A 13901-nucleotide genomic window follows, 5' to 3' on the forward strand; every position below is an offset into this window, starting at 1 on the left:
GAATGACATTTTTCTTTTCCATCACTTCAACCGTTTTATCCATGCATCCGCTATCCGCTCCCCATACTGGCCCTATCGGAGTCTTTGATTCCGGCTACGGAGGCCTCACCATCCTTGGAAAGTTCATCGAACGACTCCCGCAGTACGACTATCTGTACTTGGGCGACAATGCCCGTACGCCTTACGGAACCCGTTCGTTTGAGGTAGTCTACGACTTCACACTCCAAGCCGTCAAGAAACTGTTCGAACTGGGTTGCCCGCTGGTGATTCTGGCCTGCAATACGGCTTCCGCGAAAGCCCTCCGCAGCATCCAGCAGAACGACCTGCCTCACCTGGACCCTACCCGGCGCGTACTGGGAGTAATCCGCCCCACAGTGGAATGCATCGGCCACATCACACGCAACGGACACGTTGGCTTGCTGGCCACAGCCGGCACCGTACGCTCGGAATCATATCCGCTGGAAATCAAAAAAATCTATCCTGACATTCAGGTGACGGGAATGGCCTGCCCCATGTGGGTGCCGTTGGTAGAAAACAACGAGTACGACGGAGACGGAGCCGACTATTTTGTAAAAGAATACATCAATGCCATCCTGCAAAAAGACCCGGATATCGACACCCTGATTTTAGGATGCACCCATTATCCGCTGCTCCTTCGGAAGATACGGCAGTTTACCCCGCCCCACATTCAGTTGGTGACACAAGGAGAATACGTGAGCGAGAGCCTGAAAGACTATCTCTCGCGTCACCCGGAGATGAATGCCCGCTGTTCGAAAAACAAACGCCGGGAATTCCTGACCACAGAATCGGAAGAAAAGTTCCGCGAATCAGCCTCCATTTTCTTGCACCACTCAGACGTGCAAGTACGCAACGTCGTGCTGGAATAACATAAAAAATGGCCCTTCCCCAGGCAAATTTACCCAGGAAAGGGCCATTCTTCCTTTTACCCTCTATCTATCTTATTCTGCCACAAAAGTGACCCGCTGCACATTGCGGCTGTCCGGACCGACCATCACCTCAAACTCGCCCGGTTCATATCCATATTCCAGACGGGAATTATAATACTTCAGGTCCTCGTCATCCAACACGAATTCTACCTTCCGGGTTTCTCCCTTTTTGAGGAATATCCGCTGGAAAGCTTTCAGTTCCTTCACCGGACGAGCAATTTCGGCATACACGTCGTGCAGGTACAGCTGTACAATCTCCACTCCGTCATACCGGCCTGTATTCGTCACCGGTACCGTCACCTTGAGCTGCCCGCCTTTCGGGAGCCGTTCCGCACTCAATTTCAGCGTTCCGTAAATAAACGTAGTATAGCTCAAACCATAACCGAACGGATACAACGGCTCGTTGCTTTGGTCGATGTAGTTGCTGGTATAACGGTTGAAAGAAGTGTCGTCTGCATCCGGACGCCCGGTATTCAGGTGATTGTAATACAGCGGCAATTGCCCTACGGCACGCGGGAAACTGGTGGTCAGTTTTCCGGAAGGCGATACATCCCCAAATACCACATCGGCAATGGCATCGCCTGCCTCACTGCCGGCAAACCACACATTCAGAATGGCCGGCACATGCGCAGACTCCCAGCACAAGTCCAACGGACGTCCGGTAAACAATGCCAGCACGACGGGTTTTCCGGTGGCCACCAACGCCTTCAGCAAATCTCGCTGTGCATCCGGCAACTGAATTTCCGTACGGGAAGCAGATTCGCCACTCATCTCGGCACTCTCACCCAATGCGGCCACAATGACATCGGCCGAAGCCGCTACGCGCAATGCCTCCGCCCGCAACTGGTTATCATTACCACGAACCAACGGACGAGGACCCACAGCTCCTTGCTCCATCTGCTCATCATAATACAGATTACTTCCTTTGGCATACGAAACCGTCGCTCTGTCGCCTACCGCTCGACGGAACGCGTCGTACATCGTCACATGCCGGTCGGTTGCACAATTCATGCTCCACGTACCGCACATGTTGTTCTGCGCATCCGCCAACGGACCAATCAACGCAATGCGTCCTTTTTTCTGCAAAGGCAGCAACTGGCCATCGTTTTTCAGCAAGACGAAGGTTTCCGTGGCAATCTCACGTGCCGCCTTGCGGTGTGCCTCCGTGAACAGCTCCTTCCGTGCCCGCAACGTATCACAGTATTTATACGGATTCTCAAACAAGCCCAACTTATACTTGGCCTCCAGCACCCGGCGGCAAGCCTCATCAATGCGTTCCTGCGTCACGGCTTTTGCCTTCAGCGAAGCCTCCAAGGTATGCAAAAAGCCATGCGTCACCATATCCATGTCCGTTCCCGCATTCAAGGCCCGGGCAGAAGCTTCCTGCACATCGGCCACTCCATGACTTTTCATCTCTCCGATGGAATTGTAGTCCGTCACCACAAAGCCCTGGAATCCCCATTCGTTCCGCAGCAAATCAGTGAGCAACCACTTGTCGGCCGTAGCCGGCACCCCGTTGATGGTATTGAACGAGCTCATCACTGAGCCCACTCCGGCATCCACCGCCCCCTTATACGGACGGAGATACACATTGTACATCCGGTTGCGGCTCATATCCACCGAATTGTAATCACGTCCTGACTCTGACGCGCCATAAAGGGCAAAATGTTTCACACAAGCCATGATTTCATTGTGCTGCTTCATGCCGTCGCCCTGATAACCGCGCACATACGCACCTGCCATCAATGCACCGAGGTATGGATCTTCCCCGCTTCCTTCCGCCACACGGCCCCAACGGGCATCCCGGCAGATATCGACCATCGGGCTGAACGTCCAGCTCACCCCATCGGCACTGGCTTCCGTGGCAGAAATGCGCGCCATGCGTTCTACCGCCGCCGTATCCCAGCTGCACGACAATGCCAGCGGAATCGGGAAGATGGTCTCATACCCATGAATCACATCGGCACCCACCATCAACGGGATACCCAGACGACTTTCCTCCACCGCCATCCGCTGAAGCTGATAAATTTTGCCGACTCCCTTCACATTGAAGAAGCCGCCGACTTCCCCAGCACGAATAGCCTCCGCCAACTGGCTGTTCTTCACCGAACCCGACACCAAGTCATTTCCCGCCGGCAGATTCAACTGTCCCAGTTTTTCCTGCAAAGTCATCCGCCCCATCAGGTCACTGACAAAACGGTCCATCTCCGCATTCTGTCCTCCGTTTCCCGAAGAACTGCATCCTGCCATGACCAACAACAGGAGGCCTGCTTTCACAAACTGACTTATTTTTCCCATAGAAACAATCGCTTTTAATATTCTGACTTTCAAAAATATCATTTTTTCGGACATAATCGGTTGAAAATCCACGGATTATTTTGCCCGCAGAAAACGCACTTACGTTTGAACTAAAACGCAAGGACGTTTCAACTGAAACGCAAGGACGTTTTACTTAAAACGCACTTGTGTTTAAAGGAAAACGCAAGTGCGTTTTTCCAACCTACAAAGACCCTTCATAAACCACTGATTATCAATTAAAAATAGAGTTTCTCTCAAAACTAAAGAAATTTATTTTTCATTTATTAATAAATAATATTTCCATTCCGCATCTCATTACTATATTTTTGTGGAAAATACAAAATAGAAACCAAGAATCAATACGAACAAAAGGGTACGTAATAAAAAAACACATTATCTATCTGATAGCCTAAAATAACCAAAAACTAAAACGAAACAACTTAGAAACTAATAAACACTCACGCAAAAGAGGGAAGAATGCTTACCCGCATTTCTTCCTCTTATTAAAAAACCTAACCTTAATCACCATGAAAAAGAATTTATTTTTCGCGTCTTTCACGATGCTGTTGCTCCTGATACTTTCTTCCTCGGGATGCAAAGAAAAAGAAGATCTCAAAGACCGTTTCTTTTCCATTGAGGAAGCAGACATGAATCTGGAATTTGGAAGTACTCCGGAAAACAAAATCATCCTTGTCAAAACCAACCTGTCACTGAACGACTGGAAAGCCGAAAGTGAAGCCAACTGGCTTTTCCTGTCTACCCAAGAAGATGCTTCTCAAGGCGCAAGTCTGAAAATTTCCGCTACGGCCAACACCTCCGGGGAGCGCAGAACAGCGGTGGTCAAACTGCTGTCTCCCGTACAGAACTATATCCTCAACGTGACCCAATATGGCTCGTCCGACATCGTCCTCAGCGAAGACATCAAAGTGCAGCCTTCTGGAGGAAAAGCCAGCGAATGCCAACCCGGACAAGACATCGAGAACACCTGGGACGGCAAATTCTCTGCCGACGGCGCCAATCCCTATCACTCACCATGGGGGAAATCGGCCAACTTCCCAGTCACACTGGAATATTATTTCCAAGGGGGTGCCGACATAGACTACCTTATTTATTATACCCGCTCCGGAAACGGAAACTTCGGAGAATTTGACTTGCTGATTGCTACCGATGAGGAGCACTCGGACTGGAAGAAATATGGTTCCTACAATTTCCGCATGCAGAATGCACCTTCCAAAATCACCTTCAAGACCACCCAGAAAGTCACCGGTATCAAATTCGAAGTAAAATCGGGCGCCGGCAATTTTGTAAGCTGCGACGAAATGGAGTTCTATCGGTACAACCAGAAAAACACCTTGGAAAAAACGCTGCTCACCGTATTCGATGATATCACTTGCAGCACTTTGAAAGAAGGTGTGACCGACGAACAAATCAATGCCCTCCCCGACTATTTCGTCCGACTGGCCAAAGCCCTCCAAAACAATACTTACGATGCGCATGAAAAAGAATTCCGCATCCGTGAATATGCCCCTTACAGCATACCAGAGGAGTGGGCCACCAAACTGATGACCAAGAAATACAGCAACCTGGACAATCCTACCGGTATTTCGGTACAGCAAGGTGATGAAATTATCGTACTGGTGGGCGACACCCACGGCCAACAGATTTCCTTGCAAAGCATCTGGGAAAGCGGACAGGAATACAAACAGACCAACGTAAGCGGAGAAGTATACTTCCTGTCACCGGGCATCAACAAACTGACCATGCGCAAGGAAGGACAGCTTTTCGTCATGTACAACACCGACCTGACCTCACCCGATGCCCAGCCCATCAAGATTCATATCCCGATGGGAAGCGGAAAAGTGACCGGTTTCTTCGACCTGAAAGAGCACAAGACTGATGAAAAGTATGCCGAACTCTTGAAGAAAGCCACCCACAAATATTTCTGTGTACGGGGCGAGCGCATCATGTTCTATTTCCATACTTCAAAGATGCAGGAGTTCGTCCCCAACCAGATACTGTCGGCCATCAACCTGTGGGATGACATCATCGGCTGGGAACAGGAACTGATGGGCATCGAGGATGTACGCCCGTCACAGGTGAACAACCACATCTTTGCCATCTCGCCGGAAGGAAGTTACATGTGGGCTACCGACTATTGCATCGGCTTCGTCTATACGTACCTGAACAACATCCTGCTGAAAGAGAATGTCATGGCCGCCAAAGACAACGCCTGGGGACCGGCTCACGAAATAGGGCACATCCATCAGGCCGCCATCAACTGGCCTGGCAGCACGGAATCGTCCAACAACCTGTTCTCGAACTACGTGTTATACAAACTGGGAAAATACTGCTCCAGAGGCAGTGAACTGAACGACTTGGCCGATTCTCGCTTTGTCTATAAAAAAACATGGTATAACATGGGAGATGCCACGCATCAAGGAGAAGACACAGAGATACACATGCGCATGAACTGGCAACTGTGGAATTATTATCACCGTTGTGGACACAATCCTAAATTCTGGCAGACCTTGTTCAAACTGCTGCGTGAAGACCGGATTGTAGAAAGCGATCCAGGTGCCGCCCAGCTCAAGTTTGCCATGAAAGCCAGTGAAGCGGCCAATGAAGACCTGACCGACTTCTTCGACTTGTGGGGTTTCTTTATCCCGGGAGAAGACACCATTGACCAGTATGGTACCTGGAAATATAAAGTGACAGCCGAAATGATCAAAGAAGCCAAGGACTTCATGAAGAAATTCCCGAAACCCAAACATGCCTTCCAGTACATTGAAGACCGTAAGGCCGGGGACACCGGACTGGATACCAAACCTTCGGACACCGGATATTACACCCAGTTTGAAGGGGAAGTGAAACCCATCAGTTCTAACATTGTCTACTCCGTTTCCGGAAGAAAATATACCGTAGAAAACGGAGAAAATGCAGTGGCCTTTGAACTGCGGAAAAACAACGCCGAAGGCGAACTGATTTATTTCTTCAACATGTTCAGCTACGACATTCCGACGGGTGTGGACCTGACCAATACCCAACTCTATGCCGTACAGGCCGACGGAAAGCGAATTGAAATCCACAAGAAATAAGTATTTCTTCTCATACAGAAACAGAAAGGGGTACCGGCACACACGCCGATACCCCTTCTTCCTATCATGTAGTTTTCAAAATCTCCGTTATTTGTTCAGCTTCCAGGTGAACCCGTCTTTGGTATCTTTCACCTCAAAGCCCAGTGCAGCCAGGTTGTCGCGAATCTTGTCGCTGGTAGCCCAGTCTTTGTTGGCTTTGGCCTGCATACGCTGTTCCAACAGCATGTCGACCACTTTTCCATAGGCTTCTTCACGGGCCGCATTGTTTTCAGCCTCTGCCTTCAGTCCCAAAATGTCGAACACGAACAACTGGAATACGCTCTTCAGTTCTTCCAAGTCTTCGGCACTGATGGTCGCCTTCTTGTCGATGACCGTATTGATCATGCGGGTGGCATCAAACAGGTGTGAAATGACAATCGGTGTATTCAAATCGTCGTTCATGGCTTCGTAGCACTTCTCGCGCAAGCCCTGCGGTTCGATGCCCGAAGTGGTCTTCGACGGAGTGATACGTTCCAGGTTCTTCACGCCTTCCAGCAGACGTTCCAATCCCTTTTCAGCAGCCTGCAACGCCTCGTTGCTGAAGTCTACCGTACTGCGGTAGTGTGCTTGCAGAATGAAGAAACGAATGGTCATCGGTGTATAAGCCTGTGTCAGCAGCTTGTTGGAGCCTGTAAAGAACTCATCCAAAGTGATGAAGTTACCCAACGACTTACCCATCTTCTGTCCGTTGATGGTAATCATGTTGTTGTGCATCCAGTAGCGTACCATCTGATGACCTTCTGAAGCGACCGCCTGTGCAATCTCACATTCATGGTGTGGGAAAATCAGGTCCATACCTCCTCCGTGAATGTCAAATGTTTCACCCAGGTACTTCCGTCCCATGGCCGTACATTCACAGTGCCAGCCCGGAAAACCGTTGCTCCAAGGTGACGGCCAGCGCATGATGTGTTCCGGCTGTGCACATTTCCACAAAGCGAAGTCGGCCGGATTGTGTTTCTCTTCCTGTCCGTCGAGTTCACGGGTGGTGTTGAGCACGTCATCGAGATTACGTCCTGACAATACGCCGTAATGATGGTCTTTGTTGTACTTGGCCACATCGAAATAAACCGAACCCTTGCTTTCGTACGCATATCCGTTTTTCAGGATCTCTTCTACCAGCTGAATCTGTTCAATGATGTGTCCGGACGCATGCGGTTCGATGCTGGGCGGCAACACATTCAATGCTTCCATGGCTTTATGGTAGCGCAACAGATAATACTGTACCACTTCCATCGGCTCCAGCTGTTCCAGACGGGCCTTCTTGGCAATCTTGTCTTCTCCATCGTCGGCATCGTGTTCCAGATGGCCTACATCGGTAATGTTACGTACGTAGCGCACCTTGTACCCCAGATGCTTCAGATAACGGAACAAGATATCAAACGTAATGGCGGGACGAGCATGTCCCAGATGGGCATCCCCGTAAACGGTAGGCCCACACACATACATGCCCACATGAGGAGCATGCAAAGGCACGAAAAGTTCCTTCTTGCGGGTCAGTGTATTGTAAATGAAAAGTTTGTTATTCTCCATAATTCAAAAGAGTTAGGTTGCAAAGTTATAAATTAAAAAGAGAAAAGCGTGATTTCGGCTAAAAAATCACGCTTTTCTCTTTACAATATCCTCTTGTTATTTTGTCAAGATTATGCCACCTTCCGGCTGAATCACCACTTTCACTTCGGCCGGATTCTTAATTTTCAGTTCTTCTAACTGCGGCTGATGTTTCTTATCGTCCAAGTAATAAGAAACCGTTTCACCTTTCTGCCACATCGGTAAGTTCAGCGTCAGTTTCAACGGTTCTTTCTGGGCATTTACACCTACCACATACCAGCGGTCGCCATGGCGGCGGGCCAGCACACAATATTTACCGGGATAGCCGTCCAGGAACATGGTTTCATCCCAAGTGGTCGGCACCTGCTTCATGAAGTCGATGGCCAAGGCCGGCGCATCGGTCAGGTTGTTCGGAGCCAGGGCAAAGTTCTGAATCGGGTTCTGATACAGCACGGCCGTAGCCAACTGGAACACATCGGTGGTCTTGCGAATAGTTCCTCCGTCGTTCGTCCGGTTGTAACGCTTGTTCAGCAGCGTACCGCCGAACTCCATACAGCCGATGGTGTTACGGATAAACGGATGCAGGCAGGCATTGTAGGCCTCCATGTCGTCAAAATGCTGGTTGAAGATCAAGTTCTCTGAAGCCAGTACCGCCTCGCTGCCCACATAGTTGGGATACATCCGTTCCCATCCGCGCGGAATAGTGCAGCCGTGGAAGATGATCATCAGGCCGTGTTCGTTGGCATCGGTCAGGATATCTTCGTACAAGCCCATCATCTGCTGCTTGTCACTGCCGAAGAAATCCACCTTCAGTCCCTTCACACCGCATTTCTGCAACCACTTCATTTCTTTCTTACGAGCTACAGAGTTACTCATGCACTGCTTGGCATCCTGTGGTGCATTGTTCCAGTAGCCGTTAGAGTTGTACCACACGAACACGTCCACCTTCTTCTGGTGTGCATATTGGAAGAGTTTCTCCATCTTTTCGCGGCCGATGTTCTTCTCCCATCCGCCGTCAATCAAAGTGTATTCATAGCCCATCTCGCTGGCCAAATCGATGAAACGAACCTGGTCGTCGTAGTTGATGCTCGGGTCCTGCCACATAATCCAGCTCCAGGTGGAACGTCCGAACTTGTAGTCCTGCGAAGGTTCATACAACGGATCTACCACATCAAACGGCACGGTGGTTTCCACAATCGGCTTCAGGCCGTTGCCCACCGTAATGGTACGCCAAGGGGTTGCACCCGGCAAAGCCAGTCCCGGAGTGGAAGAACCCAGTCCGTTCATCTCGCCCGGATTCGGGAAAGCAATGCTATACAGTCCGTCTTTAGTGGCATCGCTCAAGTGAGATGCACAGTACAAACTGCGTACACCGGTTTCCGAAACCAGTGCCCAGTTTTCGCCTACGTGGAAAAGTGCTGGGAAAGTATAGCCTTCGCCGTATTTAGAAGGAGTAGCCACCGGCTCGTCGGGCACGTATTCTTCTTCGTAACTCGGTTTGGTACGCATCCATCCAACCATCGGGTCGCTTTGCGGAGAAAGGAAGGTCGTAGTAGAAGAAGGGAAATCAAATCCGGTCGCTTCCTTCTCTACTACCATACAAGCTGTTTCGCCATACTGAGGCATCTCGTAGCGGAACGCAATGTCATTGTTGCTCAGCTGAAACACGATGTCCACTTTTTTCTTATCCGCGTTTTCCAGTGTCACGGTCAGCTTGTTAGCTGCATAATGCACCGTAGAGCGTTTGATACGGGTCTGCGTATAGGTTTTGTCCACTTTGTCCGCTTGCTGTCCCACAAACGTCATCTGCTGACTGAAATCGCCGATATTGGACACAAATCCCAACGGAGAGTTCTCCAATACGGTCTTGCCGTCGTAAGTTACCGAATAAACGGGTTTACCGTTCTGCAACTGAAAATCGAGTTTCAAGCGGGCATCCGGTCCAGTGACTGCCGCTTGCTGGGCAAATAACTGAGAGGCCAATAATGCCAATGTGCTAAAAAGTACTTGTTTCTTCATAGGTGTTTTTCAGATAATTACTAATCAGGACAAAAATAGGAATTAAGTGTGAAATCAACAATAAAATTTCCACTAAAAAACTATCACAAATTATGCAATATCGATATAAAAAAGATACCGCTTTGAAGTATTATACTCCTCGCGGCATCTCTACAAACCACCTTTTAAAAATCGACTATCGGCCATCCATCGGATGTCCACGTCATTTCTCGTATAATCAATTTCGGTACTCCTTCTTCTGCTACTGAATAAGCATGACAAATAAAATAATCCTTCCCATCCAGATGATAAGCGGCATTGTGCCCCACTCCGGCATAATCCTTGTTGCCCTGAATGACCAGCGAACCGCCTCCCTTATCCATAGTTTTTCCGTCTTTATCCAAGTAAGGTCCGGTCACTTTTTTTGAGCGTCCCACCATCACCTTATAATTGCTTTGCAATCCCTTGCAACAATAATCAAACGAGACAAAGAGATAATAATAATCACCGTGACGCATGATAAAGGGAGCCTCTACGGCTCCGTCACCAGCCTCTGCTTCCGGCAAGTCGAATGTACGCGGACGACGACACAACGAATGCCATTCTTCAGGCTGTGCCACCCCGTTCAAGTCCGGAGTCAGTTTGACCAATTTAATTCCGTCCCAAAAGGAACCAAAATTCATCCAGGGAGTACCTTCCTCATCAATGATGATATTCGGGTCAATGGCATTCCACATGTCCCGGTGAGGAACCGACTGAATCACCTTGCCGTGGTCTGTCCACTTGAAGTCCGGACTGGAAGGGTCGAGAGTAGGATTTGTGGCATGCCCGATGGCAGACGTATTCTTCCCAAATGCCGAACAGGAATAAAACAAATGATACAACCCGTTATGATAAAGAATATCTGGTGCCCAAGTATGTCCGTTATAGCCCTTGATGGCTTCTACCGCCCATTGGGGTGCCTTGTCGAATACCGGTTTCTCGAATTTCCAGTTTTCCCTGTCTTTGGAGGACATGACGGAAATCCCCTGCCCGGTAGCGAATAAATAATAGGTATCGCCCTGCTTGGCCAACACCGGATCATGGATCATTACCTTACTGGTAGGAATGACGGATAAACTTTTCTCCGGCGAAGATGCGTAGGCCATACTTGTTACGGCCAGTAAGAAAAATGAAAAGAGGGTATTTCTCATACGATTCACAAATACTTTAACTGAGGTTTTTTACTGAAACAAAAATACTATTTTCACCATCTCATCAGGTAGAGAATAGTTTCCAAAAAGAGGACATTTGCATCTTATATAAAAAAGACGCCCTGCAAACAAGAAATTCCTTGCTTACAAGACGTCTTTAAATCTAATAATCTATAACTAAATCATTATTCGGAAAAAGCCAATTTAAATGGCTCCGTAAAAATCATCGCATCAATGCCTGAAATCTTCAAGCCCATTCTTGCATAAATGAAACCTGTTTGCGGCAATGAAGCATTAGTGGAGTTGATAGAGAATCCGCTCAGGTCCACCTGCAAAGAAACCGTCTGACCGGCCTGTACTCCGGTTGCTTCGGAATATCCACCCGCACCCAAGTTACGTATATCATCCACAATAATGTTACGGCCTACATACAAACCAACTTTCTCAATGCTCTGCCCCGGAGTAACTTCCGTAATCTTACAAGAGGCAGTAACCAATCGACCGTTACAGTCAGCAGTGGCATCGTCTAACAGATAATAAGGAGTAACCGGCATCTCGATAACCTCTCCATGGTAGTTATTCACGGTAATCGTATCATTGACAGTAGGGTTCACCCACGGTCCCAGGTTATTCTGACGAATCAGTTTATAAGTCTTGCCTCCATATACGCCTGCGCTGAAAGTACCATCTTGGGCCACCTGCACATTCATATACGTACTTGAAGAGAGCTCCCATCCCGGCTCATACAAACGGAAAGTCACCTGATTGTTTCTCACATAAATCGATCTTCCATTATAAACCACTTTTCCCACCAGATTAATATTAGGAGCCTCATAGTTATCCAGCTCACAGGAAGTGAAGCAGACAACCAGCAATAAGGATAATAAATAATATATCTTTTTCATACGAACTCAATTTTCTAATTACATATTCGGATTCTGTACCAATTTCGGATTCTTATCCAACGCATCCTGTTCAAAAGCAGTGTAGTAATTACCGATACGGAAGTTACGCGGAACTTTGAAACGAGGAGCAATCTTACGGTCGAAGATAAACTTGTTATTGTCAGGACCGCCTACAATACGATAAGGATAAAGAGCATAAAGCATGGTAGTGGTAGACTGAACACCATTCCACAATTTATCGGCCTTACGCAAGCGTTTCAAATCCCACAGACGATGGTCTTCCAAGGCCAGCTCACGGCGACGTTCATTCAACAAGTTATCAATGGTCAGATCTGCAGCCGTCCAGGAATTAGCTCCCAATCCAGCACGCTGACGAACCAGATTCACATATTTCAATGCCTGTTCAGCATAAGTTCCTCCCAGTTCCATACCAGCTTCTGCCGCATTCAAATAAATTTCGCCCATACGGAAATACACATACCAGATATAAGAACCTTGACCACGCGCAGAAGAACCGATGGTAGAATCGACATACTTACGAAGATTGAAACCGGTATTGGTATAAGTAGCACGGCTCAACGGACCGTCATTTCCAACCAACGTACCGCCATCACCGCCATCGGCTACTTCAAACTTGGAATTAGGATCGGCTCCTTCTCTCAGTTCATAAGTTCCATTTCCCTGATAAATAGCTACACCAGCCTGTATGTCAAGTGTCTTTCCCTTAAATTCCTGGTCGGGCACCAGACAAGTTCCTTTCAGACGTACATCTGCAATACTAGAGAATATATCCCCACGTTTTTCATATACAATGTAATTGCCTGATGCATCTTTATCCTTGATCTCACCGTAAGTTTCCACCAACTGCAGCGTCGGACAAAGGTCGGAACCGTTATCATTATCCTCATTCATGGAATGAGCGATATTCGCAAATGAGAACGTATGGAATTTGCTCGCATTGTAGTCTTTTGTCCAAAGCACTTCTGAATTATTATCCTTTGAACAAATGGCGTTGTAGAAATTATCGGCAGAAGGACTGCTGATACCCTGCAAGGTATTGTTGGCAAATTCATCAATGATACGTTTGGAAGCAGCAAAGGATTTCTCATAATACGGACGAGGATCTTCACCGGTCATACCCACTACTCCAGGCTGCAAAGGCTGGTTAATCTCAGGGAGGTTATATTTAGCAATAGAACCAGCATACAGCATACTCCGGCTTGCCAAGGCCAAGGCAGCCCACTGGTTTGCCCGTGATTTGTTGGTCACATTGTTATTACCTGCCAGATCAGCTTCAATATCCATACATTCATTGTACACAAAGTTGTATATCTCAGCTTCTGAAGAACGAGGCACCTGAAGCTCGGTTACGTCCATACCTGGAGTATATTCCTGTGTTTCGGTCACCAAAGGCACTCCACCCATTCGGATACACATCTGGAAATAGGCATAAGCTCTCAGGAAACGGAACTCTGCAGTATACAGTGCCTTCTCCTCATCGGATATTTTTGTAGACACGGTGGCCAATGATTCTATGGCCTGGTTACATTTATAAATATACTGATAGTCGTAATAACGGAATTCATCGTAGCTATATTCCACCATCTGGTTACGGGCTGATTCTACGTCCTGATTCATCAATCCGCACCACATAAAGTCATCTATCAAGGAGAAGTTCACGTCATTATCCAAATTACCGTTCGTGGCTACATCGTTATACAATTCAGCCAAAACTCCTTCAATCAGCGAATTGTCATTCCAGACTTGCTCTGAGGTCAAAAAATCCGTCGGTTCAGTATCTCCTAACCACGAATCACAAGAGGTCAAAGAACCACTGAGCATCGCTGAACATAAAATATATAATATTTCTTTTTTCAT

The 13901-nt window shown here is 48.0% G+C and carries 8 protein-coding genes; 2 read left to right on the top strand and 6 right to left on the bottom strand.

The window, feature by feature from the left end; translation table 11 throughout:
- Positions 1 to 41 precede the first annotated feature (41 nt).
- Positions 42 to 887, top strand: coding sequence for a glutamate racemase (gene murI, locus H6A28_RS05620; protein ID WP_204476109.1), 846 nt, complete (start codon positions 42 to 44; stop codon positions 885 to 887).
- A 72-nt stretch (positions 888 to 959) separates the two neighbouring features.
- On the opposite strand, the gene bglX is transcribed toward murI, so the two are convergent.
- Positions 960 to 3245, bottom strand: a complete 2286-nt coding sequence (gene bglX, locus H6A28_RS05625; RefSeq protein ID WP_204479278.1) for a beta-glucosidase BglX — start codon at positions 3243 to 3245, stop codon at positions 960 to 962.
- 527 nt (positions 3246 to 3772) lie between these two features.
- Here bglX and H6A28_RS05630 point away from each other — a divergent pair.
- Entirely contained in the window at positions 3773 to 6340 is a 2568-nt protein-coding gene (locus tag H6A28_RS05630; protein WP_204479280.1) for a M60 family metallopeptidase, read from the top strand.
- Positions 6341 to 6427: 87 nt separating this feature from the next.
- On the opposite strand, the gene cysS is transcribed toward H6A28_RS05630, so the two are convergent.
- From cysS to H6A28_RS05655, 5 genes are all read right to left on the bottom strand, one after another.
- Positions 6428 to 7909, bottom strand: a complete 1482-nt coding sequence (gene cysS, locus H6A28_RS05635) for a cysteine--tRNA ligase (protein ID WP_204476112.1) — start codon at positions 7907 to 7909, stop codon at positions 6428 to 6430.
- Positions 7910 to 8005: 96 nt separating this feature from the next.
- Entirely contained in the window at positions 8006 to 9946 is a 1941-nt protein-coding gene (locus H6A28_RS05640) for a glycoside hydrolase family 97 protein (RefSeq protein WP_204479282.1), read from the bottom strand.
- 164 nt (positions 9947 to 10110) lie between these two features.
- Complete coding sequence (locus H6A28_RS05645) at positions 10111 to 11118, bottom strand: arabinan endo-1,5-alpha-L-arabinosidase (protein WP_204479283.1); 1008 nt, start codon at positions 11116 to 11118, stop codon at positions 10111 to 10113.
- Positions 11119 to 11303: 185 nt separating this feature from the next.
- Complete coding sequence (locus H6A28_RS05650) at positions 11304 to 12023, bottom strand: DUF3823 domain-containing protein (RefSeq protein WP_204479285.1); 720 nt, start codon at positions 12021 to 12023, stop codon at positions 11304 to 11306.
- 18 nt (positions 12024 to 12041) lie between these two features.
- A complete protein-coding gene (locus H6A28_RS05655) occupies positions 12042 to 13901 on the bottom strand; it encodes a RagB/SusD family nutrient uptake outer membrane protein (RefSeq protein WP_204476116.1) in 1860 nt (619 codons plus the stop codon).

Origin of the sequence: Bacteroides mediterraneensis, assembly GCF_016900355.1 — a bacterium.
Classification (GTDB): Bacteria; Bacteroidota; Bacteroidia; order Bacteroidales; family Bacteroidaceae; genus Phocaeicola.

Coding starts and splice junctions, on each gene's coding strand:
- murI (WP_204476109.1), top strand. CDS start 42: ATGCATCCGCTATCCGCTCCCCATACTGGCCCTATCGGAGTCTTTGAT.
- bglX (WP_204479278.1), bottom strand. CDS start 3,245: ATGGGAAAAATAAGTCAGTTTGTGAAAGCAGGCCTCCTGTTGTTGGTC.
- H6A28_RS05630 (WP_204479280.1), top strand. CDS start 3,773: ATGAAAAAGAATTTATTTTTCGCGTCTTTCACGATGCTGTTGCTCCTG.
- cysS (WP_204476112.1), bottom strand. CDS start 7,909: ATGGAGAATAACAAACTTTTCATTTACAATACACTGACCCGCAAGAAG.
- H6A28_RS05640 (WP_204479282.1), bottom strand. CDS start 9,946: ATGAAGAAACAAGTACTTTTTAGCACATTGGCATTATTGGCCTCTCAG.
- H6A28_RS05645 (WP_204479283.1), bottom strand. CDS start 11,118: ATGAGAAATACCCTCTTTTCATTTTTCTTACTGGCCGTAACAAGTATG.
- H6A28_RS05650 (WP_204479285.1), bottom strand. CDS start 12,023: ATGAAAAAGATATATTATTTATTATCCTTATTGCTGGTTGTCTGCTTC.
- H6A28_RS05655 (WP_204476116.1), bottom strand. CDS start 13,901: ATGAAAAAAGAAATATTATATATTTTATGTTCAGCGATGCTCAGTGGT.